The sequence below is a fragment of the Streptomyces sp. YIM S03343 genome (assembly GCF_054729195.1).
On the sequence record NZ_JBPUKX010000001.1, the window covers coordinates 3,588,915 to 3,611,764 of the forward strand.

27 protein-coding genes are annotated in these 22,850 nt (G+C 69.8%); 12 read left to right on the top strand and 15 right to left on the bottom strand.

Annotated elements, in window-relative coordinates; genetic code table 11:
* Window positions 1-250: 250 nt before the first annotated feature.
* The gene (locus ACSYGN_RS15225; RefSeq protein WP_460395873.1) at window positions 251-676 is read right to left on the bottom strand and encodes a PIN domain-containing protein; all 426 of its coding nucleotides are present in this window, start codon (window positions 674-676) and stop codon (window positions 251-253) included.
* A complete protein-coding gene (locus ACSYGN_RS15230; RefSeq protein WP_460395875.1) occupies window positions 673-954 on the bottom strand; it encodes a ribbon-helix-helix domain-containing protein in 282 nt (93 codons plus the stop codon). Before ACSYGN_RS15230 ends, ACSYGN_RS15225 begins: the two co-directional genes overlap by 4 nt.
* Before the next feature lie 117 nt (window positions 955-1,071).
* On the opposite strand from ACSYGN_RS15230, the gene ACSYGN_RS15235 reads away from it, so the two are divergent.
* Window positions 1,072-1,734, top strand: coding sequence for a hypothetical protein (locus tag ACSYGN_RS15235; protein WP_460403476.1), 663 nt, complete (start codon window positions 1,072-1,074; stop codon window positions 1,732-1,734).
* Between the two features lie 10 nt (window positions 1,735-1,744).
* On the opposite strand, the gene ACSYGN_RS15240 is transcribed toward ACSYGN_RS15235, so the two are convergent.
* The 5 genes from ACSYGN_RS15240 to deoC all read right to left on the bottom strand — a co-directional run bounded on the left by ACSYGN_RS15240 (window position 1,745) and on the right by deoC (window position 5,918).
* Window positions 1,745-2,155 (bottom strand): PIN domain-containing protein, encoded by a 411-nt coding sequence (locus tag ACSYGN_RS15240; RefSeq protein ID WP_460395877.1) that lies wholly within the window; start codon window positions 2,153-2,155, stop codon window positions 1,745-1,747.
* Complete coding sequence (locus ACSYGN_RS15245) at window positions 2,152-2,373, bottom strand: type II toxin-antitoxin system VapB family antitoxin (RefSeq protein ID WP_460395879.1); 222 nt, start codon at window positions 2,371-2,373, stop codon at window positions 2,152-2,154. The genes ACSYGN_RS15240 and ACSYGN_RS15245 overlap by 4 nt, the downstream gene beginning before the upstream one ends.
* Window positions 2,374-2,584: 211 nt before the next feature.
* Window positions 2,585-3,490 (bottom strand): aldehyde dehydrogenase family protein, encoded by a 906-nt coding sequence (locus tag ACSYGN_RS15250; protein WP_460395881.1) that lies wholly within the window; start codon window positions 3,488-3,490, stop codon window positions 2,585-2,587.
* Window positions 3,483-4,913 (bottom strand): aldehyde dehydrogenase family protein, encoded by a 1,431-nt coding sequence (locus ACSYGN_RS15255; RefSeq protein WP_460395883.1) that lies wholly within the window; start codon window positions 4,911-4,913, stop codon window positions 3,483-3,485. The genes ACSYGN_RS15250 and ACSYGN_RS15255 overlap by 8 nt, the downstream gene beginning before the upstream one ends.
* Before the next feature lie 6 nt (window positions 4,914-4,919).
* The gene (deoC, locus tag ACSYGN_RS15260; RefSeq protein WP_460403478.1) at window positions 4,920-5,918 is read right to left on the bottom strand and encodes a deoxyribose-phosphate aldolase; all 999 of its coding nucleotides are present in this window, start codon (window positions 5,916-5,918) and stop codon (window positions 4,920-4,922) included.
* A 148-nt stretch (window positions 5,919-6,066) separates the two neighbouring features.
* Between deoC and ACSYGN_RS15265 the strand changes: the two genes are divergently transcribed.
* Complete coding sequence (locus ACSYGN_RS15265; RefSeq protein WP_460395885.1) at window positions 6,067-6,792, top strand: PH domain-containing protein; 726 nt, start codon at window positions 6,067-6,069, stop codon at window positions 6,790-6,792.
* A gap of 106 nt (window positions 6,793-6,898) precedes the next feature.
* On the opposite strand, the gene ACSYGN_RS15270 is transcribed toward ACSYGN_RS15265, so the two are convergent.
* Complete coding sequence (locus tag ACSYGN_RS15270) at window positions 6,899-7,501, bottom strand: DUF308 domain-containing protein (RefSeq protein WP_460395887.1); 603 nt, start codon at window positions 7,499-7,501, stop codon at window positions 6,899-6,901.
* A 224-nt stretch (window positions 7,502-7,725) separates the two neighbouring features.
* Here ACSYGN_RS15270 and ACSYGN_RS15275 point away from each other — a divergent pair, with 224 nt between their 5' ends.
* Together ACSYGN_RS15275 and ACSYGN_RS15280 are read left to right on the top strand one after the other, a co-directional pair.
* Window positions 7,726-8,907, top strand: coding sequence for a sensor histidine kinase (locus ACSYGN_RS15275; protein ID WP_460395889.1), 1,182 nt, complete (start codon window positions 7,726-7,728; stop codon window positions 8,905-8,907).
* Complete coding sequence (locus ACSYGN_RS15280; protein WP_460395891.1) at window positions 8,904-9,566, top strand: response regulator transcription factor; 663 nt, start codon at window positions 8,904-8,906, stop codon at window positions 9,564-9,566. The genes ACSYGN_RS15275 and ACSYGN_RS15280 overlap by 4 nt, the downstream gene beginning before the upstream one ends.
* Window positions 9,567-9,654: 88 nt before the next feature.
* Here ACSYGN_RS15280 and ACSYGN_RS15285 read toward each other — a convergent pair whose 3' ends face one another.
* The 3 genes from ACSYGN_RS15285 to ACSYGN_RS15295 all read right to left on the bottom strand — a co-directional run bounded on the left by ACSYGN_RS15285 (window position 9,655) and on the right by ACSYGN_RS15295 (window position 10,765).
* Window positions 9,655-10,077: a PIN domain-containing protein gene (locus tag ACSYGN_RS15285; RefSeq protein WP_460395893.1), complete on the bottom strand. Its 423-nt coding sequence runs from the start codon at window positions 10,075-10,077 to the stop codon at window positions 9,655-9,657.
* Complete coding sequence (locus tag ACSYGN_RS15290; RefSeq protein ID WP_460395895.1) at window positions 10,074-10,289, bottom strand: type II toxin-antitoxin system VapB family antitoxin; 216 nt, start codon at window positions 10,287-10,289, stop codon at window positions 10,074-10,076. Before ACSYGN_RS15290 ends, ACSYGN_RS15285 begins: the two co-directional genes overlap by 4 nt.
* Before the next feature lie 95 nt (window positions 10,290-10,384).
* Window positions 10,385-10,765: a hypothetical protein gene (locus ACSYGN_RS15295; RefSeq protein WP_460395897.1), complete on the bottom strand. Its 381-nt coding sequence runs from the start codon at window positions 10,763-10,765 to the stop codon at window positions 10,385-10,387.
* Window positions 10,766-10,965: 200 nt separating this feature from the next.
* Between ACSYGN_RS15295 and ACSYGN_RS15300 the strand changes: the two genes are divergently transcribed.
* Window positions 10,966-11,640, top strand: a complete 675-nt coding sequence (locus tag ACSYGN_RS15300) for a uridine kinase family protein (RefSeq protein WP_460395899.1) — start codon at window positions 10,966-10,968, stop codon at window positions 11,638-11,640.
* Between the two features lie 316 nt (window positions 11,641-11,956).
* Here the strand turns inward: ACSYGN_RS15300 and ACSYGN_RS15305 are convergent, their stop codons facing one another.
* Window positions 11,957-12,781 (bottom strand): SigE family RNA polymerase sigma factor, encoded by an 825-nt coding sequence (locus ACSYGN_RS15305; protein ID WP_460395901.1) that lies wholly within the window; start codon window positions 12,779-12,781, stop codon window positions 11,957-11,959.
* Between the two features lie 293 nt (window positions 12,782-13,074).
* On the opposite strand from ACSYGN_RS15305, the gene afsQ1 reads away from it, so the two are divergent.
* The 5 genes from afsQ1 (at window position 13,075) to ACSYGN_RS15330 (ending at window position 17,255) form a co-directional block, all read left to right on the top strand.
* Entirely contained in the window at window positions 13,075-13,752 is a 678-nt protein-coding gene (gene afsQ1, locus ACSYGN_RS15310; RefSeq protein ID WP_181923142.1) for a two-component system response regulator AfsQ1, read from the top strand.
* Entirely contained in the window at window positions 13,749-15,323 is a 1,575-nt protein-coding gene (locus ACSYGN_RS15315; RefSeq protein ID WP_460395903.1) for an ATP-binding protein, read from the top strand. The genes afsQ1 and ACSYGN_RS15315 overlap by 4 nt, the downstream gene beginning before the upstream one ends.
* 91 nt (window positions 15,324-15,414) lie before the next feature.
* Window positions 15,415-16,035: a hypothetical protein gene (locus ACSYGN_RS15320; RefSeq protein WP_460395905.1), complete on the top strand. Its 621-nt coding sequence runs from the start codon at window positions 15,415-15,417 to the stop codon at window positions 16,033-16,035.
* Between the two features lie 358 nt (window positions 16,036-16,393).
* Window positions 16,394-16,990 carry a VanZ family protein gene (locus tag ACSYGN_RS15325; protein WP_460395907.1) on the top strand — a complete coding sequence of 199 codons (597 nt, stop codon included), beginning with the start codon at window positions 16,394-16,396 and terminating at the stop codon, window positions 16,988-16,990.
* A 64-nt stretch (window positions 16,991-17,054) separates the two neighbouring features.
* Window positions 17,055-17,255, top strand: coding sequence for a PspC domain-containing protein (locus tag ACSYGN_RS15330; RefSeq protein WP_460395909.1), 201 nt, complete (start codon window positions 17,055-17,057; stop codon window positions 17,253-17,255).
* Window positions 17,256-17,417: 162 nt separating this feature from the next.
* On the opposite strand, the gene ACSYGN_RS15335 is transcribed toward ACSYGN_RS15330, so the two are convergent.
* Window positions 17,418-17,960, bottom strand: a complete 543-nt coding sequence (locus ACSYGN_RS15335; RefSeq protein ID WP_460395911.1) for a hypothetical protein — start codon at window positions 17,958-17,960, stop codon at window positions 17,418-17,420.
* Between the two features lie 128 nt (window positions 17,961-18,088).
* Entirely contained in the window at window positions 18,089-19,243 is a 1,155-nt protein-coding gene (locus ACSYGN_RS15340) for an adenosine deaminase (RefSeq protein WP_460395913.1), read from the bottom strand.
* A 132-nt stretch (window positions 19,244-19,375) separates the two neighbouring features.
* Between ACSYGN_RS15340 and ACSYGN_RS15345 the strand changes: the two genes are divergently transcribed.
* Entirely contained in the window at window positions 19,376-20,137 is a 762-nt protein-coding gene (locus ACSYGN_RS15345; RefSeq protein WP_460395915.1) for an alpha/beta hydrolase, read from the top strand.
* 116 nt (window positions 20,138-20,253) lie between these two features.
* On the opposite strand, the gene ACSYGN_RS15350 is transcribed toward ACSYGN_RS15345, so the two are convergent.
* Window positions 20,254-21,381 (bottom strand): LysR family transcriptional regulator, encoded by a 1,128-nt coding sequence (locus ACSYGN_RS15350; protein ID WP_460395917.1) that lies wholly within the window; start codon window positions 21,379-21,381, stop codon window positions 20,254-20,256.
* A gap of 63 nt (window positions 21,382-21,444) precedes the next feature.
* Between ACSYGN_RS15350 and ACSYGN_RS15355 the strand changes: the two genes are divergently transcribed.
* Window positions 21,445-22,782, top strand: a complete 1,338-nt coding sequence (locus tag ACSYGN_RS15355) for an MFS transporter (protein WP_460395919.1) — start codon at window positions 21,445-21,447, stop codon at window positions 22,780-22,782.
* Window positions 22,783-22,850: the final 68 nt, after the last annotated feature.

Below are 22,850 nucleotides of genomic sequence, written 5' to 3' on the forward strand. Positions count from 1 at the left end.
TAGAAGAGTAAAAACCGCAGGTGCGACGTTGGAGACGGCAACAGTAATCTACTGAGGAGTCAGGAGCCCCGAAGGGACAAAACTGACTGCCCCTGCCACGCTTCATCTCGAAGTAGCCCCTTGGCAACCTCTAGGCCAGACCGGAGAAAGCGCTCACCACGAGGCCGCGGACAACGTTTTCCCGGGGCGAAGCTTCTGGACGGTGCTGCACTGGAGTGCATGAGACCAGAACTGAGACCAGAGGGCCTGGTCAGACCTTCTTGACGACGATCGAGTCCGGGAGCAGCCGCTCCAGGTCGTCCACGTCCGAGGTGAACACGGTGACCTGCCCCTTCTGCTGTCGCGCGATGACGGCGAGCACGGCGTCGATCGCGTACTTGTGGCCGTGCAGCTTGGCATCGGCCAGGAGGCGGCGGGCCTGGCGGGCCTCGTCCTTCCCGATGTCGGCGACCTTGAGCCGGGAGAGCACCCAGTCCCAGCGCTGCTCCGTGGTTCTGCCGTCGTACGCTTCGACCAGCGTCATGGGAGACGTCACCACCTCGGCTTCACCCCGGGCCGCGAGGTCGAGCCATGCGATCATCTTCCGGTCGCCGCGCACAGCCAGGGACAGGGCTTGGCAATCGAGCACGAAGATGCGCAGCGGCCGCTGACCGTGCTCGACAACCCGCTTCTTCACGCGGCCTCTCCGGAGTGGTGCTTTCGGGTGGCGCGGCGTCGCTCATGCTCGGCGTCGAGATCCGCCAACTCCTCGAACGCTGCCGTGCGCTCGTCCTCGGTGAGGGGGCCGTGTTCCTCCTGCAGCCAGTCGGCCAGTTCTCGCAGCCGGTCCCGGTCACGCTTGAAGCGCAGCGCCTCTGCGACGTATGCCGAAAGACCCCGTTCCGCCGCCTCCGCTCGAATCTCGTCGAGGAGATCCTCGGGGATGGTCACCGTCACCTTCTTGGTCGTCGCCATACAAGAGACCATACTCCAGGTATTGACCCCCTTACCACCGCGCCCACGATTGGTGACGTGGCCGCACTGGTGTCCTTCAACGCGGCAGCAGTGTCACAGGTGCGCTTGAATGCGCGGGTGACCGTTCATGACGTTGCTCGGCAGTTGCCCGAGCCGGCCGTTCTCCGAGAGCACTGCCGTTCCCTTGCCGTTCTGGAGGCGATCCTCAGCCCTGAGTGGGCGGACCGCTACCACTCCTTCGACGCCCGCTGGTCCGAGGGGGAGGCGATGGCTTCGATGCAGAACGGCTCGGGTGACGAGTACTCGATCGTCTTCTCTGACGCCGGCGTCTACATGTGCGGGTTCGATCACGAATCGCCCATGAGCCCCTACGTGGAGGACGCGCCTTGGCCCGGGGTACTCGACGACGTTCCCGACGCCTTCCGGCAGTACGTGGAGGAGCCCGCGTTCTCCGACGAGGGGATGCCTGTCGTCACCGCCTGCATATGGCGTACGGCGGGAGACAACGCCTGGAGGACCGGGACGATCGAGTTTCCGGACGAGCCGTCGGACGATCCTGACGGCTCCGGGTTTCTCTTCCAACTGCTGGTGGACCGCACGCCGGAGGCGTTTCAGGCGTGGGCCGAAGACTACTTCGAGGCTCCGGTCGACCTGGAGGCCGTACGGCACGTCCTCGCCTCTCGCCCTCTGACTGAGGACGTGATCAGCGCACTGAACCCGGAGATCAACCTGGCAAACCTCGCGGAGGACCTTGCGGGGATCGGCTATCCGCCGAGCTGAGCATGAAGCCTCACACCACGTCGTGGATGTTGTACTCGATCAGGTCCGACGCATGCCGAGCGATGGCGCGGTAGTCGGCATCGTCATGGAGGACGGCTAGTCCGTGATGGGCCGCTGTGGCTGCGATGACGAGATCCACGGCCGAGGCGCTGCGATGCTCCCCGGCCTGGGCCATGCGGTGCTGGACCGAGCTGATCCAGCGCGCCGCGTTCTTCGGCACCGATGCGTCAGGGTAAAGATCGGTGAACATCTCCACGATCTCGTCGTACTCGCGCCCGTTCCGAGCGCTGTAGAGAAATTCGGCACGCTGCACATAGCAGGACGCGATGGCCCCGGCATCGATCGCGTCGTGCCAGGCCGCCTGTAGTTTTGGATCACGGAGCAGCCGGACCAGGCCGGACGTGTCGAGCAGATAGATCACCGGCTGTCCTTCTCTGCCTGGTGCAGGCGTTCGGCGTCCTCGACGGCACCCCACTCACGCGCACGCGTGAAGTGACGGCTGATGCGCGCCGCCCGCTCCTGCTGCTCGGCATAGAAGTGCAGAGCGAGATTGACCGCTTCCTTCTTGGTCCTGACCTTGGACAGGGCCATAGCCCGCTCCAGGGCCTCGTCGTCGATGTCGATCTGAGTCACGGACATGGGTGCCTCCTGTGCAATGTTGGTCATGTACATAGAAGCGTATGTCGCCAACATTCGCAGGGCCATGCTAGCGCAGATATGACATTCACGGCGTTACATACAGGCCGGTCCAGATCGGGACATCTCACTCGGCGATGCGCCCTCGCGTCGGAGATCCGCGACCGGAGCCGCACCCCCGGTCGTGTGAGGGGGTGCGGCTCCAGCGCCAGAGTCAGTACGACGAACCCGAGGCACCCAAGGAACCCGTCGGGTGCCAGACCGTCTTGGTCTCCAGGAAGGCCTTCAGGCGGGTGGCGTCCGGGGTCGGGAGCCAGTTGTCCACAGGCTGTGGACGGAAGACCCGCTTCAGGTTGTCCGCCGCGGCGATCTCCAGGTCCTTCGACAGGGAGTCGTCCGCGCCCGTCAGGTCGATCGCGTTGACGTCCTGGTGGGCGGCCAGCGGGGTGGCCAGTTCAGCCGTGCCGCCGGAGAGGATGTTCACCACGCCGGACGGGAGGTCCGACGTGGCCAGGACCTCGCCCAGGGACAGAGCCGGGAGAGGGGTCTTCTCGCTCGCCACCACAACTGCCGTGTTGCCCGTCGCGATCACCGGGGCCAGCACCGAGATCAGGCCCAGGAACGACGAGTTCTGGGGGGCCAGGACCGCCACCACGCCCGTCGGTTCGGGGGAGGTCAGGTTGAAGTACGGGCCCGCCACCGGGTTCGCCGCGCTCAGGATCTGCGCGATCTTGTCCGTCCAGCCCGCGTACCAGACCCAGCGGTCGATCGCCGCGTCCACCTGGGCCGCCGCCTTGCTCTTCGACAGGCCCTCGGCTTCGGCCACTTCGCGGGTGAACTGCTCCCGGCGGCCCTCCAGCATCTCGGCGACGCGGTAGAGGATCTGGCCGCGGTTGTACGCCGTGGCGCCGGACCAGCCGCCGAACGCCTTGCGCGCCGCGACCACCGCGTCACGGGCGTCCTTGCGGGACGAAAGCGGTGCGTTCGCCAGCCAGTTGCCCTTCGGATCCGTCACCTCGTACACCCGGCCGCTCTCGGAACGCGGGAACTTCCCGCCGACGTACAGCTTGTAGGTCTTGAAGACGGACAGCCGCTCCGCCGTTTCGGTCTTGTCAGACATCGAGGTACGCCTCCAGGCCGTGGCGGCCGCCCTCGCGGCCGTAGCCCGACTCCTTGTAACCGCCGAACGGCGACGTCGGGTCGAACTTGTTGTACGTGTTGGACCAGACCACGCCCGCACGGAGCTTGTTCGCCACCGCGAGGATGCGGGAGCCCTTCTCCGTCCAGACGCCCGCCGACAGGCCGTACGGCGTGTTGTTGGCCTTGGCGACCGCCTCGTCCGGGGTGCGGAACGTGAGGACCGACAGCACCGGGCCGAAGATCTCGTCGTGCGCGATGGTGTGCGCCTGGGTGACGTTCGTGAAGAGCGTCGGGGCGAACCAGTAGCCGGAGGACGGCAGTTCGCAGGGGGCGGACCAGCGCTCGGCGCCCTCCGCCTCGCCCCGCTCCACGAGGGAGGTGATACGGGCGAGCTGTCCCGCCGAGTTGATCGCCCCGATGTCCGTGTTCTTGTCCATCGGGTCGCCCAGCCGGAGCGTCGACAGGCGGCGCTTGAGAGCTGCCAGCAGCTCTTCCTCGACCGACTCCTGCACCAGCAGCCGGCTGCCCGCGCAGCACACCTGGCCCTGGTTGAAGAAGATGCCGTTCACGATGCCCTCGACCGCCTGGTCGATCGGCGCGTCGTCGAAGACGATGTTCGCGCCCTTGCCGCCCAGTTCGAGCAGCAGCTTCTTGCCCGTGCCCGCCACCGACCGCGCGATCGTCTTGCCGACGCCCGTGGAACCGGTGAACGCGACCATGTCGACGTCCCCGTGCCCGATCAGCGCGGCGCCCGCGTCGCCGTAGCCCGGAAGGATGTTGACGACACCCTTCGGCAGGCCCGCCTGGCGGCAGATGTCCGCGAAGAAGAGGGCGGAGAGGGGGGTCGTCTCGGCGGGCTTCAGGACCACCGTGTTGCCCGTCGCGAGCGCCGGGGCGATCTTCCACGCGAGCATGAGCAGGGGGAAGTTCCAGGGGATCACCTGGGCCGCCACGCCCCTGGGGCGCGGGTCGGTGCCGAAGCCGGCGTGCTCCAGCTTGTCCGCCCAGCCCGCGTAGTAGAAGAAGTGGGCGGCGACCAGCGGGAGATCGACGTCGCGCGTCTCCTTGATCGGCTTGCCGTTGTCCAGAGTCTCCAGCACCGCCAGCTCACGGCTGCGCTCCTGGACGATCCGCGCGATGCGGAACAGGTACTTCGCGCGCTCGGAGCCCGGCAGCGCCGACCACCCGGCCAGCGCCTTGCGGGCCGCCTTCACGGCGCGGTCGACGTCCGCCTCGCCCGCCTGGGCGACCTCGGACAGCACCTCCTCGGTGCTGGGGCTGACCGTCTTGAAAACCTTGCCGTCGGCCGCCTCGGCGAACTCGCCGTCGATGAACAGACCATAGGACGCTGCGATGTCGACGACGGAGCGGGACTCGGGCGCGGGTACGTATTCGAAAGCCATGAGGGATCAGTCCACCGTCACGTAGTCGGGGCCGGAGTAGCGGCCGGTGGCCAGCTTCTGACGCTGCATCAGCAGATCGTTCAGAAGGGATGAGGCGCCGAAGCGGAACCAGTGGTTGTCCAGCCAGTCCTCGCCGGCGGTCTCGTTGACCAGCACGAGGAACTTGACGGCGTCCTTGGTGGTGCGGATACCGCCGGCCGGCTTCACGCCCACCTGCACCCCCGTCTGCGCACGGAAGTCCCGCACGGCCTCCAGCATCAGCAGCGTGTTCGCGGGCGTCGCGTTGACCGCGACCTTCCCCGTCGACGTCTTGATGAAGTCGGCGCCCGCCAGCATCCCGATCCAGCTCGCCCGGCGGATGTTGTCGTACGTCGACAGCTCACCGGTCTCGAAGATCACCTTCAGCCGCGCGGACGACCCGCAGGCCTCCTTCACGGCGGTGATCTCGTCGTAGACCTTCATGTAGTGACCGGCGAGGAACGCCCCCCGGTCGATGACCATGTCGATCTCGTCCGCGCCCGCGGTCACGGCCTCCCGCACATCGGCCAGCTTCACATCGAGCGCGACACGCCCGGCAGGGAAGGCGGTGGCCACGGACGCGACCTTCACTCCGGAGCCCGCGACGGCCTCCTTCGCCACGGCCACCATGTCGGGATAGACGCACACGGCCGCCGTCGAGGGCGTCTCGTGGTCCGTCGGGTCAGGATGGACGGCCTTGGCGCCGAGCGCCCGGACCTTGCCCGGGGTGTCCGCGCCTTCCAGCGTCGTCAGGTCGACCATCGAAATGGCGAGGTCGATGGCGTACGCCTTCGCGGTGGTCTTGATGGAACGGGTGGCGAGGGAGGCGGCACGCGCCTCCAGGCCGACCGCGTCGACGCCGGGCAGCCCGTGAAGGAAGCGGCGCAGCGTGCTGTCGGACGCCGTGACGTCGGCTAGCGCGGCAGGCGCGGCCGATGCGACGGGCGCAGGGGGCGCATCGGGAGCATCAGGTGCAGTACTGGGCATGGTCACCAGACGAGCATATCTACGCGCGTAGCTGCTGTATAGCCCCGAGGTCCGAGCAGGAGGGCATCGATCACGGACGGGTAAGGGACTGGTCAGGGACCGGCTGCGGGGAGCGGCTGCGATTCCGCCGTCGGGCAGAATCGGGACCATGACGACCCCGGACGACCAGTCATCAGCACCGCAGCCCCCCACGCCCGCCTACAAGGACCGCGCCTACCGGTCGCCCTGGGGAATGGTCGGCGGTGTCCTGCTGCTCGGGGTCGTGGTGTGGCTCGGCTTCGACGCGCTGGTCCGGGGCAACGGCCGCACCCCCTGGCTGGCGCTGGCCGGGCTGATACTCGTGCTGCCGCTGGTCATCGCCTTCACCCTGCGCCCGGCCGTCTTCGCCAACGACGACGCGTTGCGGGTGCGCAACCCCTTCCGCACGGTCACCGTGCCCTGGGGGCAGCTCGCCTCTCTGCGTTCCGGTTACACCAACGAAGCCATTACCAAGGACGGCGCCAAGTACCAGCTGTGGGCCGTACCGGTGTCGCTGCGCGCCCGCAAGAGGGCCGCGCGCCGGGCGGAACGTGCGGCGGCCGGGGCCGCGGACATCGCTGGCGGCCGCAGGCCGGGCGGGCGCTCCGGGGGACCCGGCGGTTTCGGAGGGCTGGGCGGCTTCGGCGGCGGTTTCGGGGGCTACGGCGGCACCGCGGCCGAGGGCCCGACCCGCGCCGAGGGCGACCAGGTCATGGACGACCTCCGCGAGCTGCTGGAACGCCGGGAGACCGAGGAGTCGGCCCAGGGCGAGGTCACGGTGCGCTGGGCCTACGAGGTCGCCGCACCGGTGACGGCGGGCGCGGTGCTGCTCGCGATTCTGCTGGCGGTGGGGTGAGTCGGCCCGCGCTGAGCGTTCAGGGTCGTAGATCACATTGCCGGTACGGGTTCCTCGCCAGTACGTGCTGCGTATGGCACCACCGTCCAGCGTGGGACAGCGGTGGTCAACGCTCTTCGCGTCGGCTGCGGATGCTCAGGGCGACGGCGGAGACAAGGAACCAGAAGGCGCCGAAGGCTGAGTATCCGGCGACAGTGGACAGGCTGCTCGTCGCCGAGGCGGACATGGCAGCGAAGGAGGCACCGGCGAGGACGGACAGTCCACCGCTGACGGCCATGGGCCACTGGGCACCGACGGTGCGTCGGCGCCGGATCGCCACGACGAGCTGGATCGCTCCGGAAAGGAGGGCCCAGATGCCGAACACGAGCAGGGCCGTCCCGATGGTGGAGAAGACGGCGATGATCATCCCGGCGGCGGTGGCGAGGCCGAGAGCCACGTTGGTGGTACCGACGCGGTCCGTGGAGCCGGTGCCGGCCATGCGACGCTCGAGGAGCGTGGCGATGGCGTCCCACAGGGGGTAGACGACGAGCAGCACAGCCGCGATCGCTGTGGGCCTGTCCGTCGACACGAGCGAGGCGGAGGTCGTGACGACGAGTGCCACCCAGATCAGGGAGAAGGCGACTCGGATCAGGTAGAGCGATCGGAGCCCGGAGGGCGTCGTCGTGGTCTTGGTCGTGGTCGTGCTCGAAGTCAGGGTGGTCTGAGTCATCGGGTGTCCCGTTCTGCGATCGTGATGGGGTGAGACGGTCGCCTCGATGAGGAGTCTCGGCGGCCTCGGGAGGGGCCGCGTACTTCGAACGAAGTAGTTCTGCCATCCACTTGCCATCCACTTCGAATCGAATGAGTTCTGCCGCCCCCCATCGCCCGGACCGGGCTCGCCGTCTACATCATTCGAAGTACACGGCCGCAGCACACGTGGACGAGAATCGGGTCATGGTGAAGGCGCAGAACAGTCAGGACGGGCCCGTGGCACCCCTGTGGGTCCGCCGCCCCGAGGCGCTGCACCTCGTCGCCTATTCGGTGGCCGCGCTGGTGTTCACCGGCCAGATCGTGGCAGTGATCCTGCGAGGGTCGGATGGGCCGACGGCCCTGTCCGTGCTCCTCGCCGGCGGCGGTGTCGCCCTCTCATGGTGGAGGCCGTGGGCAGGACTGGTCGTGGCGAGCGCGGCGTCCTTCGCCGTCACAGCGGTGGGGCACGACCCCCTGTCGGTGTGGATGATGGCGGTGCTCGTGCTGTTCTCGGTCACCCTCAGGGGGAAGCAGCCGCTGGCCGGAACCGGCATCGTGGCGGCGTTCTTCCTGGGGGCGTTCATGACGCTGGGAGGATTCCGTGGCGGTGCGATCGTGGGAGCCGCCGCACTCTTCTCAGCCATAGCGGGAGGTGCGACAGGGGCCGCGCTGCGCATCCATCGAGAGCACTGGCGCACCCTGGAGGAACGGGCCGAAAGCGCCATCGCCACCCGCGAGATCGAAGCCACCCGACGGGTGACCGAGGAACGACTCCGTATCGCCCGGGACCTCCACGACGTCATCGGCCATCAGGTCGCGATGCTGAGCATGCATCTCGGTGCCGCGGAGATCGGGCTGCCCGAAGACGCCGAGTCTTCCCGGCAGGCCCTCGTCTCAGCCAGGTCCAGCGCCCGCACCGTCGTCGTCGAAACGCAACGGATCCTCGCGCTCCTGCGCCTCGGAGACGACATCCCCGACGACGAGGCGCTCCGGCCGACCCCGGCGCTCAGCGGTCTGGAAGGCCTTGTCGCCTCTTTCGAGAGCATCGGCCTCGACGTCCGGCCCTCCATCGACATCCCCGCCGGTTTCGTGGAGCCCAGCGTCGGCGTGACGGTCTACCGGGTCGTTCAGGAGGCACTCACGAATGCCTACCGGCATGGAGAGGGGGCGGCAACGGTGGATGTGCGCGAGCACGACGGCAGGATCTGCGTCACCGTGGAGAACCGCGTCGGTCACTCACTGCGCGGCTCCGGCTCGGGCAACGGACTCGGACTCGTGGGGATGCGCGAACGCGTCGAGTCCTCCAGCGGGCGGTTGACGATCGACAGTGACGACGGGCGATTCCGGATCCATGCGGAGTTCAGCCCCCTGGGAGCCGTCGTATGACGACGCGGATTCTGATCGTCGACGACCAGGACGAGATAAGAGTCGGCATCAAAGCGATGCTGCGGCTCGACCCGAATCTCGTTGTTGTGGGTGATCTCTCCGATGGACTCCAGGTCGTCCCCTTCCTCCAGGACCACCCCGTCGACCTGGTCCTGATGGACATCCGGATGCCCGGCATCGACGGTGTCGAAGCCACCCGCCGGATCCGCAGAGAGCACCCGCCCGAAAAGATGCGGGTGATCGTGCTGACCACTTTTGACCAGGACGACATCGTTCTCGCCGCCCTTCGCGCGGGCGCCAACGGTTTCCTGAGCAAGACCGTGAGCCCCGCTGAACTCGTCGCCGGAATCACCGAGGTCGTCGGCGGTGGCGGTGCGCTGTCGGCCGCCGCGACGGCCGCGCTCATCGGTCACATGACCGACAGTCCGCCCCCGGTGATCGACCAGGAACTGCTGCGCCGCTTCGACGCTCTGACACCTCGGGAGCGGGACGTGATCGTGCTCGTCGCGAGCGGTCTCGGCAACGACGAGATCGCGGCCCAGCTGTCCGTGTCGCCGTTCACCGTGAAGACGCATGCGGTGCGGGCCATGTCGAAGGTCGGCGCACGTGATCGAGCGCAACTCGTCTCGTTCACCTTCCGAGCCGGTCTCTACCCCTGAGCCTGCCGAGCAGAACCCCGAAACAGGTGGCCGCTGTGGCGATGTCGAGCAGTCTGGTTCCGGTTGCCTCACGACGCCCGGCGTCGGCTCACTTGCCCGGTTCCGGGCCGTACCACTGGAGGGGCTGGCCGGTGACGGCGGCGATGCACTCGAAGTCGCGGTCGCGGTGCAGCAGGGCAAGACCCTGCAACTCGGCCGTGGCCGCCACCACCAGGTCGACGGCCCCGGCGCTGCGATGGTGCCCACGCCGCGTGAGGACCTCCTGGACCTGCCAGGCGCGGTCGTAGGCGCGGTCGTCGACCGGTACCCAGCCGAAGATCAGACGCATGTCCTCGACGCCTCGTGCCCGGTCGGTGGCGGAGCGCGCGCTGTAGAAGAACTCCAGCTCCGTGATCGGGCACGTGGCGATGAGCCCGGCGGCAGCAGCCTGGTCCCAGCCGTACTGCTCGGCATCGCCGCGCAGCAGTCGGGCGAGTGCGCTGGTGTCGATGAGGAATTGCGCGGCGTTCACCGGCGGTAGTTCCCCTTGTCCTCGAAGAGATCCAGGTCGAAGGCGCCCTCCACGGCCGCCGCCCGTAGGCGGGCGAGGGCCAGGGCGCGCCTCCGGTTCTCCAGTACCTCACGCAGGGCGGTGTTCACCGTGTCCTTCTTGGTGCTGGTGCCGAGGGCCTTGGCCACATCCGCGACCAGCTGATCGTCGAGGTCGATCACGGTTCTGCTCACCGAGCACCTCCATGGATATCATCTGTGCCATCAATGATATCTCAGGGGGTGCACCATGCACCCGGTCCGGCCATCCGCCTTCCCCAGAGGTCCGTTCAGCCCCCCAGCGCCCCCAACGGGCGCCCCAGCAGCGGGAGCCCCCCGATCGACTCCGTCTCCGCCACCGGCCGGGTCAGGGCTCGGCTGTCGATCGCGCGGAAGTCGGCGATCTGGGTGCCGATGCCGTTGTCCAGGGGGTCGGTGCCCGTGCCGGCCAGGGGGTTGGGCTTCAGGCCGGCCAGGGGGGCCGTGATGTAGGGGAGCGAGTCGGTCAGGGCGTTGGCGCCGGTCGGGATGTCGGTGTCACCGAGGGCCGGGAGCGGGGCCGCCGATGCCGTTGCCGCCGCACCGCTCAGGGCCGCGCCTGCCGTGGCGAGGGCGATCAGGGCTCGCCGGGCCGTTGTCCCCGGCTTCCGGAGGGACGCGTGTCGTGCCATGTACTGGACCGCCTTCGGTGCGCAGGGTGATCGGTTCGGCACGCAGGGTAGTGCAGGTTTGCCGTGTCCTTCAAAGCCCGTCCACTCGATCGCGTGAGGTGTCGTGGTGTCGTCACATCGCGTGACGTGGCGCGAAGCACGCCGTGATCGGGGGCGGGAGGGTCGTGCCCAGGTGGTTGTATGCCTCAGACTGTTATTCCGTGAGTTCCCTACCGTTCATACCGGCGCGTGTCGTACTGCTCTGCGGCCCCTCGGGCTCTGGCAAGTCCCTCCTCTCGGCCCGCTCCGGTCTGCCGGTGCTGCGGCTCGACGACTTCTACAAGGAAGCCGACGACCCCACGCTGCCCCAGGTGCCCGGGAGCTCCGACATCGACTGGGACCACCCGCTCTCCTGGGACTCCGACGCCGCCGTCGCCGCCGTCGAAGAGTTGTGCCGCACCGGTCGTACCGCCGTCCCCCTCTACGACATCTCATTGAGCGCCCGGACCGGGGAAGAGGTCGTCGAGATCGGGCGTACGCCCCTGTTCATCGCCGAGGGCATCTTCGCCGCCGAGATCGTCGGACGGTGCCGGGAGCTCGGGGTGCTCGCCGACGCGCTGTGTCTCAGCCGTGGGCCTGTGCGGACCTTCCGGCGGCGGTTCCTGCGGGATCTCAAGGAGGGGCGGAAGTCCGTTCCGTTCCTGCTGCGGCGCGGCTGGCGGCTCATGCGGGCCGAGCGGTCCATCATCGCCCGGCAGACCGCCCTCGGCGCCTACGCGTGTGATCGCGACGAGGCCATGGGGCGGCTCGCCGCCGCTGCCGCCGGGCGGCGTGCCGACGTCACCGTCGAAGGCAGCGACATCGACGTTCCGGCCGTGGTCAGCGTCGACGAATAGACGAACAGCGGAGACGAACAGCGGAGACGAACAGCCTCCGCCGCGCGCGCACGCAGAAGCGGGACTGGACGGACCCCCCGGCCTTCCAGTCCCGCTTCCGCTTTCCCGGTGCTCCCCCGAACCCCCGGCACCGTGCCCCCGTTGTTCCCCGCGTTCCCCCGGTTTCGCCCCCGTGGCCGTGGTCCGTGACCCCCGTTTCCCCCGTGATCCCGGACCCTCGTCCCTCGCACTCCCCCGCGAGTCCCCCCGAACCCCCGTGTTTCCCCGTGCCCCCGTTGCCCCCGTCCCGTTTCCCCCGTGACCCTCGGCGGCCGGTCTACGCGACCAGTTCCCCGAAGGCGTGCTCCTCGTCACGGCCGAAGCTGAGGACCTCGTCCTCGCGCAGCCGGCGCAGGGAGCGCCAGATGCTCGACTTCACCGTGCCGACGCTGATGCCGAGGATCTCCGCGATCTCCGGGTCCGTGCGGCCCTCGTAGTAGCGCAGGACCAGCATGGTGCGCTGGAGTTCGGGGAGCCGGGCGAGCGCCTGCCACAGGACCGTGCGCAGTTCGGTGCCGCGCATCGCGTCCGTGTCGCCGGGCGTCTCCGGCAGTTCCTCGGTCGGGTACTCGTTCAGCTTGCGGCGGCGCCACGCGCTGATGTGCAGATTCGTCATGGTGCGGCGCAGATAGCCGCCGACCGCCGCCTTGTCGCTGATCCGGTCCCACGCCTTGTACGTCGAGAACAGCGCGCTCTGCAGCAGGTCCTCGGCCTCGAAGCGGTCGCCGGTCAGGTGGTAGGCGGTGGCGTACAGGGAGGCGCGGCGCTCCTGGACGTAGGCGGTGAACTCCGCCTCCGACAGCGAGCGGCGCTCCTCCGTTGCCTCCCTGTACGCGCTTCCCCCGTTGTTCTCCCCCGTGTATGCGTCAACCACCGCTATGTACGCGGTGTGCTGACGCCCGGCGCCGCGAGCGCACCCCCGCCCTCCCCCAAGCTCTCGACTACGCTCGAGCAGGGAGGGACCCCCAGCGACCCCGGACTTCTCGAAGACCGAAGACTTCTCGATACCGGACTTGTCACAGCCGGCCTTCTCCGCCACCCGGTGCACGTCGTGCAGACGCGTGACCACAGCGCTGGTGCTGGTGCCGTGCAGCGTGTTCATCTCGCGCCCCCAGTAGTGGACTTCCGGTCTTCGTGGTCGGCCTGTCCGGCCTGCTCGGCCGATCCGGCCTGCTCGGCCGGTTCAGTTGGTCCGGCCTCGCTTCCTTGCCTGTGCCGAAAAGCTTGCCGCCGGACCTTCATGGCCGTGTCCGCCGACTGTCACAGACCTGTCACAGGGCCCCCGCGCTGAGCGGCACCACAGGGTTGTCACGCAGGGTGCACAGGTGATGGCGGTACGAGGGCGTCGGCGCCGTGGGTCGTACGGCGGCCCCTCCATGGGCCAGAATGAGCCCCGTGCCTTCCCTGTTGCTGATCGAGGACGACGACGCCATCCGTACGGCCCTGGAGCTCTCTCTGACCCGCCAGGGACACCGGGTGGCCACCGCTGCCACCGGTGAGGACGGTCTGAAGCTGCTGCGCGAGCAGCGGCCTGATCTGATCGTTCTCGATGTGATGCTGCCCGGCATCGACGGGTTCGAGGTGTGCCGCCGTATCCGGCGCACGGACCAGCTGCCGATCATCCTGCTCACCGCGCGCAGCGACGACATCGATGTGGTCGTAGGCCTGGAGTCCGGCGCCGACGACTATGTCGTCAAACCCGTGCAGGGCCGGGTGCTGGACGCACGGATCCGGGCAGTGCTGCGGCGCGGGGAGCGGGAGTCGAGCGACTCGGCGACGTTCGGCAACGTCGTCATCGACCGCTCCGCCATGACGGTGACGAAGAACGGCGAGGACCTCCAGCTCACGCCGACCGAGCTGCGGCTGCTGCTGGAGCTGAGCCGGCGGCCCGGACAGGCGCTGTCCCGGCAGCAGTTGCTGCGGCTGGTGTGGGAGCACGACTATCTCGGCGACTCCCGGCTGGTCGACGCGTGCGTGCAGCGGCTGCGCGCCAAGGTCGAGGACGTGCCGTCGTCACCCACCCTCATCCGTACGGTCCGTGGGGTCGGCTACCGCCTGGATGCGCCTCAGTGACGAACACGCAAGGGGGACTCCGCCGTTGGGCGGCGGGGCGCAAGGGCGGTGTGTTCTCGCGGCTGCGGTTCACCAGTCTTCGGCTGCGGCTGGTCGTGGTCTTCGGGCTGGTCGCGCTGACTGCGGCGGTGTCCGCGTCGGGTATCGCCTACTGGCTCAACCGTGAGGCGGTGCTGACCCGAACGCAGGACGCGGTGCTGCGCGATTTCCAGCAGGAGATGCAGAACCGCGCCGGTGCGCTGCCCGCGCGTCCCACGCAGGACGAACTCCAGCGCACGGCCGGGCAGATGGCCGGCAGCAGCCAGCGGTTCACTGTGCTGCTGGTGGCGCGGGACTCCGGCGGCGCGACGGTGTACGGCAACTCGGGCGGCCTGAACGGCTTCTCGATGGAGGATGTGCCCAGCTCGCTGCGCAAGGCGGTCGACCGGACGCAGAAGGTGACGGACAACAACGCGTCGCCGTACCACCTGTACTGGCAGCGGGTCGTCGAGAACGGCACCCCGTATCTGGTCGCCGGGACCCGGGTGATCGGCGGCGGGCCGACCGGTTACATGGTCAAGTCCCTCGAGCCGGAGGCGAAGGACCTCAACTCGCTCGCCTGGTCGCTCGGTATCGCCACGGCCCTCGCCCTCATAGGCTCCGCGCTGCTCGCCCAGGCCGCCGCCACGACCGTACTCAAGCCGGTGCACCGGCTCGGTGTCGCCGCCCGGCGGCTCGGCGAGGGCCGCCTCGACACCCGGCTCAGGGTGTCCGGCACCGATGAACTCGCCGATCTGTCACGGACGTTCAACGACGCGGCCGAGGCGCTGGAGAAACGGGTCGCCGAGATGGCCGGGCGCGACGACGCCTCGCGCCGCTTCGTCGCCGACATGTCGCACGAACTGCGCACCCCGCTCACCGCCCTCACCGCGGTGACCGAGGTGCTGGAGGAGGAGCTGGACTCCGAGGCGGGCGGCATCGACCCGATGATCGAGCCCGCCGTACGGCTGGTGGTCAGCGAGACCCGGCGGCTCAACGACCTCGTCGAGAACCTGATGGAGGTCACCCGCTTCGACGCGGGAACGGCCCGTCTGGTGCTGGACGACGTCGACATCGTCGACCAGATCACCGCCTGCATCGACGCCCGCGCCTGGCTCGACGCCGTGGAACTCGACGCGGAGCGCGGGCTGCACGCCCGGGTCGACCCACGCCGCCTGGACGTCATCCTCGCCAACCTCATCGGCAACGCGCTCAAGCACGGCGGCTCGCCGGTGCGGGTCGCGGTGCGCGAGGAGGACGACGAGATCGTCATCGGGGTGCGCGACCACGGGCCCGGCATCCCCGAGGACGTCCTGCCGCACGTCTTCGACCGCTTCTTCAAGGCGAGCGCCTCCCGGCCGCGTTCGGAGGGCAGCGGTCTCGGTCTGTCCATCGCCATGGAGAACGCCCATATCCATGGCGGCTCGATCACCGCCGCCAACTCTCCTGAGGGCGGCGCGGTGTTCACCCTGCGGCTGCCCAAGGACGCGTCCGAGCTGACGGACGAGCCGGACGGACCGGGGGACGGCGGACCGTCCGAGAAGGGCGCGTGATGGACGTGATCGACGTGATCGACGTGATCGACGTGGCGGACGTGACGGACATGGTGAACATAATGGGCGTGACGGGCGTGACGGACAGGTGATGAACATACGCAAGCTGCGGGCGCTCGGTCTGCTCGGCACGGCCGGCCTGGTCCTGACCGGGCTCACCGGCTGCGGGATACGGGCCACCCAGGTGCCCACCGACTTCGGGCCCGCGCCGTCCCGGGTGCCCTGCTCGCTGTCCGAGCCGGACGTGATCACGCAGACCTCGCACGGGGTTCCGGTGCAGGTGTTCCTGCTGTGCGGCTCGTCGCTGGTCGCCGTCGACCGGACGGTACGGGTGCCGGACGGCTCCGCCGACGCGGAACGGCGGGTGATCGTCGCCCAAGGGCTGCTGGACCAGCTCGCGCAGTCGCCGTCGGCGAGCGAGAAGGCGGCCGGGTACACGACCGACGTGCGCGGCGGTATGACCGTGGCCGGACCGCGCAACGGCGACCCCGAGGACACCCTCCGTCTGAGCACCGCCCCGGCCGACCTCACCTCGTACGCCCTCGCCCAGATCGTCTGCACCCTCTCCGACTCGGCGGCGGCCGAGGGCGACGGCTCGGTGGTCCTCGGCGGGCCCGAGACCGACCCGCTGCGGCGCTATGCCTGCACGGATGACGTCCGCACCCACCCGGGAACGACGCAGCCTCCGTCGAAGGGGGTCGCGAACGGCTGAGGCGGGTCGCCGGCCGCGAGCCTGCGCGGGGTTTTCTCGCCCCCGCCGCCCCTTCCCGTTCCCGTCCCTGGGGGCTGCGCCCCCAGACCCCCCTTTCGGCCCTTCGGGCCTCGTCCTCAAACGCCGGACGGGCTAGGAGGGTGGGGTGTGGTGGAGGTCTCGTCGAAGGTTCAAGTAGGTGATTCAGGGCTCGGCCCGGGCGGCTGCTGGATGCTTCCTCACCTGCCCACACGCTCGTACGCTGCGGAAACGCACCGTCCGGCGCCCGTACGGCGGGGCCTGCGGCGTGGGGTGAGCGGGAGGTTCGCCACATCGCGCGACCGGAACCGATCGTGCCGGAGGGTGCGTCTAGGGGGGCGTGCAGCGTCAAGGGTCCATCGGCGGCAATGCCGCGATCCGTATCCGAGTGACGGGGGGTGTCCTCCTCGTCGCGCACCTCGCCCTAGTCGCCTGGGTCTCGCTACGGCCGCTGGACGTCCCATGGGTGACGCCCGCCAACCTCAGACCCTTCGCCACCGTCCGCGCCGACCTCGCCCTGGGCTGGCCCGACGCCGCCCGGCTGATCGGGAAGGGGCTCGGGCTGCTCGCCCCGCTGGGCGTGCTCATCCCCATGGCCCACGGCCGGCTCGACGTCTCCCCCCTCGCCTCCCTGATCCGTACCGTCACCACGGGCGCCCTGATCTCCCTCGGCATCGCCCTGCTCCAGACCGGCGTGCCCGGCCGGGTCGCTGACGTCGACGCGCTGATGCTCAACACCGCCGGGGTGGCACTGGCCCACCTCGCTGTCGTACCCGCCGCCCGCTCCTGGCTGCGGCGCGGACGGGAACGTGAGCGGGTGCGGCAGACGGATGTCCGGCCGCCTGCCGAGGAGGCCGCTCCTCAGGGTCGTACCCCGACGATTTCAAGGGTCGGAATCGCACCCTGGAGCGAGGTCCCCGGCGGCCCCGGAGCATAGCTTGGATGTCAGAGGGGGCAGCCGACCGGGCAGCCCCGCACCGACGCTCAAGAAGGAGCCGGACATGACCGCCCTCGTCCGCCCCACCGAAGGCCGCATGATCGGCGGAGTGTGTGCCGCGCTGGCACGGCGCTTCGGCACCTCCGCCACGACGATGCGGGTGATCTTCGTCCTGTCCTGTCTGCTGCCGGGTCCGCAGTTCCTGCTCTACATCGCGCTGTGGATCCTGTTCCCGTCGGAGGACAAGGTCCACTCGTCCTGGTAAAGGCCGTGTGTACGAACGCCGGTGGGGCGCGCTCCGGGTCCGGGGCGCGCCCCGACGGCGTGTGGGGGGAGAAGGGCCCGGTCCGGCTGCGGGTCCGGTCCGGGTGAGGGCCCGATCTGGGTGCGGGTCCGGTCCGAGTGCGGTTGCGGTCCGGGTCCTGGCTCAGGTCAGGGGGATGCCGTTCACGGGCAGGCCCTGGGTCAGCAGGCCCTGGGTCGGCAGACCAGCCGTCGGGAGACCGGCCGTCGGGAGACCGGCCGTCGGGAGACCGCCGGTCGGGAGACCCCCCGCCGTCGGCAGGCCCTGGGCCGGGAGGCCCTGCGTCGGCAGTCCGCCCAGCAGTTCGGCCACCGGCTGCGCCGGGCCCGCCTGGGCCTGCGCCATCAGCTGCTGGGCCGCGGGCTGGAGCGCGGCGAGCGACGAGCCGACCGCGCTCTGGCCCTGCGCCACCGCCTCGCCCGCGCCCGGCACCGTCTGGGCGAGGTTGGCCGCAGGGAGCGTGCTCGCGGTCTGGACGGCCTGGCCGGCGTCCGGCACGTCCGCCACCGACGGGGCGGCGTTGGCGGCGCCCGCGCCTGCGGCGGCGAAGGCGGCGCCGAGGACGGCGACACCGAGGGCCTTGACGGCGGACGGCTTCTTCGCGTCCGCCCGCTGTGCGGTCGTGCGCTGTGCGTGCTTCGCGTGCCTCGCATGCTTCGAATTCATCGAAATGTGCGTCCTTGACTGATCACGGGGATACGAGCGGTCCTCGACCGTAAACAGCCGGGACCGTCTCCCGCAAACAGCGAAATGCGGCGGAATTGTGAACACCGCATTCCGTCCGGGAATCCCCGTCAGCCCTTCTCGCCCACAGAACCGCTGATAGAGGCGGTCTGCTGGAACAGCCATTCCGACTTCAGTTCGGCGTATCCAGGCTTGATCACGTCATTGATCATGGCCAGTCGTTCATCGAAAGGGATGAATGCTGATTTCATTGAATTGACAGAAAACCATTGCATGTCATCGAGCGTGTAGCCGAACGCATCGACCAGGTGCTCGAATTCCCGGCTCATGGTGGTGTGGGACATCAAGCGGTTGTCCGTGTTCACCGTGGCCCGGAAGTGCAGCCGCCGCAGCAGCCCGATCGGGTGCTCGGCGTACGACGCCGCCGCGCCGGTCTGGAGGTTGGAGCTCGGGCACAGTTCCAGCGGGATCCGCTTGTCGCGGACGTACGACGCGAGCGGCCCCAGCCGCACCGAGCCGTCGTCGCCGACCTCGATGTCGTCGATGATGCGCACCCCGTGCCCGAGCCGGTCGGCGCCGCACCACTGGAGGGCCTGCCAGATGGACGGCAGCCCGAACGCCTCACCGGCGTGGATGGTGAAGTGGTTGTTCTCGCGCTTCAGATACTCGAAGGCGTCGAGGTGCCGGGTGGGCGGGTAACCGGCCTCCGCGCCCGCGATGTCGAAGCCCACGACGCCCAGGTCGCGGTAACGGTTGGCGAGTTCGGCGATCTCCAGCGAGCGGGCGGCGTGCCGCATCGCGGTGAGCAGGGCGCCGACCCGGATGCGGTGCCCGGCGGCGCGTACCAGCGACTCCCCTTCCCGGAAGCCCTCGTTGACGGCCTCGACGACCTCTTCGAGGCTCAGCCCGCCCTCCAGATGCTGCTCGGGGGCGTAGCGCACCTCGGCGTAGACGACACCGTCCTCGGCGAGGTCCTCGGCGCACTCGCGGGCGACCCGGACGAGGGCGTCCCGGGTCTGCATCACACCGACGGTGTGGGAGAAGGTCTCCAGGTACCGCTCCAGCGAACCGGAATCGGCGGCATCGTGGAACCAGACGCCCAGCTTGCCGGGGTCGGTCTCGGGGAGCTGGGAGTAGCCCGTGGCGTGGGCGAGTTCGACGACGGTGCCGGGGCGCAGGCCGCCGTCGAGGTGGTCGTGCAGCAGAACCTTCGGCGCCCGGCGGATCTGATCCGGCGTCGGGGTGTTGATGCTCTGGCTGGTCATTTCCGCACTGTAGCGCCTACGCGCGTAGAGCGCCCCCTCGGGGCCCTGTCTGTGCCTGTGCACAACGGCCGATACGTAACGGTGACCAGGGGGAAGGGTGGCGTACACCGCTGCTTCTGACACTGTTCTGTCATGGCACAGCAAGCGACGCCGGTCCGGACGGCCCGGCTGGGGAGGGCGCTCGGTCAGGATCCGACGGCGGTGAGCGGCGTGGTGCTGCTGCTCCCCGGCGGTGACGAGGTCTCCGTGCGCAGGCCGTCTCCCGTGACGGCGGTCTCGTTCATCAGGGCGCTGGGGCGCCGGTTCGCACGCGCGGGGCGCGACGAGGGTCTGGCGACCCACCTCGTGCACTACCGATACAGGGGCTGGAACGGCAGCGAGGCGCATCTCGCCCATGACGCGGAGTGGGCCGCCGACGAGGTGCTGCGCCGGTACGGCGATGTCCCGGTCTGCCTGGTCGGGTTCGGGATGGGAGGGCGGGCCGCGCTGCGGGCGGGCGGCCATGACGCCGTCAACTCCCTGGCGGCGTTGGCCCCTTGGTTGCCCGAGGACGATGTGGCCGCGTCGCCCGAACCGGTGAGGCAGCTCGCGGGCCGGCATGTGCTGATCGTGCACGGCACGAACGACGAACGGACCGATCCCGAGCTGTCGTTCCGGCTCGCGGAGCGGGTGAAGAAGACGAACCGGAACGTGTGCCGCTTCGAAGTGCACGCCGACGGACACGGGTTGCACCAGTACCGGTCGGAAGTGGTCTCCCTCGCCACGGACTTCGTCATGGGGGCGCTGTTCGGCCGATCTCTGTCCCGCCCGGTGCAGGACGCGCTCGCCGCACCGCCGCCGCTGGGGCTGCGGATGCCGCTCGCGGCGGGGTTCGGGGAGCGCCTGTACCAGTGAGGGCCGGCCCGCCGCGGCCGTACCGGTGACGGTGGGCCCGCGCAGGTGCGTCGGTGATCGCCGCCTCGCCGGTCGCTCACCGGTCACTCGCCGGCCCCTCACCGGCCCCTGGCCGGTCAGTCGTGCAGCAGGCTGCCGCGCTTCGAGAGCAGGAACCTCTTGAACGCGGCGACGGGCCTGGTGTCCGGGTGCCCCTCCAGCCATGCCACCCCGATCTCCCGTACCGCCCGCGGTGCCGTGACCGTGAGCTCCACCACGCCCGGTCGCGGCACCGGGGGCGGCGGCAGCAGCGCCACGCCGAGCCCCGCCGCCACCAGGCCCCGCAGGGTCTCCGCCTCCTCGCCCTCGAAGGCCACCCGCGGCCGGAATCCTGCCTCCCTGCAGAGGCCGTCGGTGATACGGCGCAGGCCGTAAGCGGGTTCCATGGTCACGAAGATCTCGTCGGCCGCCTCGGCGAGCCGGATACGGCGGCGACCGGCGAGCCGATGGCCGACGGGGACGACCAGCCGCAGCTTCTGCTCGTCCAGACGCCGGGTGAAGAGGTCCGGGGCGTCGGGGACCGGGGAGGTCAGGCACACGTCGAGGTCACCCGAGCGCAGGCTCTCGATCATCGCCTCGCCGTAGGTCTGGACGAGGGTGAAGCGGACCCGGGGGTGGTCCTCACGGAAGGTGTGCAGCAGGCCGGGCACGGTCTCGGCGCCCATGGTGTGCAGAAAGCCGAAGGCGACCTTGCCGGTGGCCGGGTCGGTGTCCGCGCGGACCTCCTCGGCGGCGCGGCCGATCTCGCCGAGGGCGCGCTCGACGGAGGTGAGGAAGGCGCGGCCGGCCGGGGTGAGGGAGACGGTGCGGCCGCGGCGGGCGAACAGGTCGACGCCCAGATCCTTTTCGAGGCGGACCATCGATCGGGACAGGGTCGACTGCGGGACCCCGGTCTCCTGCGCGGCGCGGGTGATGTGCTCGGTGCGGGCGACGGCGGCGAAGTGGGCGAGGCGCGGGGCGAGCACCTGCGCGAGGTCCGCGGACTCGGCCCGGTCCGCCGTGCCGGGCCGGTCGGGGGATGTGCGGGGCCTGCCGGAAGTGTTGCGGGGCCTTCCGGATGTGTTGCGGGGCCGGTCGGAGGAGGCGCGGGGCCGGTCGGACCTGCCGGGATGGCCCAGAGTGACGGGCCGGTCGACCCTGTCTCGCATGTCACGTTCGTTTCCGGTAGGTGACACCCGCGCCTGTGGCCTCTGCTGATGCGTCATGGGAATGATTATGGCGATTCCGCGCATTGGACGGATGACACGGAGCGTACATAGCTTCGAAGCATGTTCTCCGCCAGCACGGGGACGTCCACCGACATGGACGCCGTCCCGGCAGCCCCCGCAACACCCACCGCGACAGCCCCTGCGACAGACTCCGCAACGGACTCCGCTCCGGACTCCCGTATGACCCCCGGTGGCCCCGGCTACCGCCGCATGAGCCTCGCGCTCTTCCTCGCGGGTGTCGCGACCTTCGCGCTCCTCTACTCCACCCAGGCTCTGCTGCCCATGATCTCCAGGGAGTTCGCGGTCGCCCCGGGTGACGCGAGCTGGACGGTGGCGGGTGCGACGGGCGGACTGGCGCTGTTCGTGCTCCCGATGAGCGCGCTGTCCGAGCGCTTCGGCCGCCGCACGGTGATGACGGCCGCGATGGCGGTCGCGGTGTCGATCGGTCTGCTGGTGCCCTTCGCTCCCTCGCTGGGTGCGCTGGTGGCGCTGCGGGTGGTGCAGGGCGCCGCGCTGGCCGGGCTTCCGGCGTCGGCGACGGCGTACCTCGCCGAGGAGGTCCGTCCCAAGGCTCTGCTCTCCGCGATCGGCCTGTTCATCGCGGGCAACAGCGTGGGCGGGATGAGCGGCCGCGTGATCACCGGCTGGGTCGCGCAGGAGTGGGGCTGGCGGGCCGGCGTCGGCGTGATCGGTGTGGTGGCGGTGGCGTGCGCGGTGGCGTTCCGGCTGCTGCTGCCGGAGCCGCAGCACTTCACGGCGGGCTCGCTGCGGCCGCGCGTCCTGGCGCGCTCGGTCCGCGACCACCTCTCCAACCCGCTGCTGCGCCGCCTGTACGCGATCGGCGCGCTGTTCATGACGGTCTTCGGCGGCGTCTACACGGTGATCGGCTACCGGCTGACCGAGGCGCCGTACTCCCTGCCGCAGGGCCTCGTGGGCTCGATCTTCCTGGTGTACCTGGTCGGTACGGCGTCGGCGTCGGCGTCCGGCCGTCTGGTGGACCGGCTGGGCCGCCGGGGGACGCTGTACCTGATGGCCGCCACGACCGCCGCCGGTCTGCTGGTGTCGCTCGCAGGGTCGCTCCCCCTCATCCTGCTGGGTCTGGTCCTGATCACGGCGGGCTTCTTCGGGGGCCACGCGGTGGCGAACGCGGCGGTCGGCAAGACGGCCAAGACGGGCCGCGCACAGGCCTCGGCGCTGTACACGTCGTCGTACTACATCGGCTCCAGCACCGGCAGCACGGTGGGCGCGATCGCGTTCCACGCGACGGGCTGGTCCGGGACGGTGGGCGTCGGCATCCTCGCGGTGCTGGGCGTCGCGTCCATCACGGCCCTCGGCACCAGGGCGGCCCGCCTGGCAGCCCGCCCGCAGCGGCTACCGGCAACGGCTACGGCCCACTGAGCCGACGCGACGACAGCCCCGGCCATGTGCCCCCGACCATCCCGGTCGGGGGCACATGGGCTTGGGCG

Coding starts and splice junctions, on each gene's coding strand:
- ACSYGN_RS15230 (WP_460395875.1), bottom strand. CDS start 954: ATGGCGACGACCAAGAAGGTGACGGTGACCATCCCCGAGGATCTCCTC.
- ACSYGN_RS15245 (WP_460395879.1), bottom strand. CDS start 2,373: ATGTCCGTGACTCAGATCGACATCGACGACGAGGCCCTGGAGCGGGCT.
- ACSYGN_RS15250 (WP_460395881.1), bottom strand. CDS start 3,490: ATGTCTGACAAGACCGAAACGGCGGAGCGGCTGTCCGTCTTCAAGACC.
- ACSYGN_RS15255 (WP_460395883.1), bottom strand. CDS start 4,913: ATGGCTTTCGAATACGTACCCGCGCCCGAGTCCCGCTCCGTCGTCGAC.
- deoC (WP_460403478.1), bottom strand. CDS start 5,918: ATGCCCAGTACTGCACCTGATGCTCCCGATGCGCCCCCTGCGCCCGTC.
- ACSYGN_RS15265 (WP_460395885.1), top strand. CDS start 6,067: ATGACGACCCCGGACGACCAGTCATCAGCACCGCAGCCCCCCACGCCC.
- ACSYGN_RS15270 (WP_460395887.1), bottom strand. CDS start 7,501: ATGACTCAGACCACCCTGACTTCGAGCACGACCACGACCAAGACCACG.
- ACSYGN_RS15275 (WP_460395889.1), top strand. CDS start 7,726: ATGGTGAAGGCGCAGAACAGTCAGGACGGGCCCGTGGCACCCCTGTGG.
- ACSYGN_RS15280 (WP_460395891.1), top strand. CDS start 8,904: ATGACGACGCGGATTCTGATCGTCGACGACCAGGACGAGATAAGAGTC.
- ACSYGN_RS15295 (WP_460395897.1), bottom strand. CDS start 10,765: ATGGCACGACACGCGTCCCTCCGGAAGCCGGGGACAACGGCCCGGCGA.
- ACSYGN_RS15305 (WP_460395901.1), bottom strand. CDS start 12,781: ATGAACACGCTGCACGGCACCAGCACCAGCGCTGTGGTCACGCGTCTG.
- ACSYGN_RS15320 (WP_460395905.1), top strand. CDS start 15,415: ATGAACATACGCAAGCTGCGGGCGCTCGGTCTGCTCGGCACGGCCGGC.
- ACSYGN_RS15330 (WP_460395909.1), top strand. CDS start 17,055: ATGACCGCCCTCGTCCGCCCCACCGAAGGCCGCATGATCGGCGGAGTG.
- ACSYGN_RS15335 (WP_460395911.1), bottom strand. CDS start 17,960: ATGAATTCGAAGCATGCGAGGCACGCGAAGCACGCACAGCGCACGACC.
- ACSYGN_RS15340 (WP_460395913.1), bottom strand. CDS start 19,243: ATGACCAGCCAGAGCATCAACACCCCGACGCCGGATCAGATCCGCCGG.
- ACSYGN_RS15345 (WP_460395915.1), top strand. CDS start 19,376: ATGGCACAGCAAGCGACGCCGGTCCGGACGGCCCGGCTGGGGAGGGCG.
- ACSYGN_RS15350 (WP_460395917.1), bottom strand. CDS start 21,381: ATGACGCATCAGCAGAGGCCACAGGCGCGGGTGTCACCTACCGGAAAC.
- ACSYGN_RS15355 (WP_460395919.1), top strand. CDS start 21,445: ATGTTCTCCGCCAGCACGGGGACGTCCACCGACATGGACGCCGTCCCG.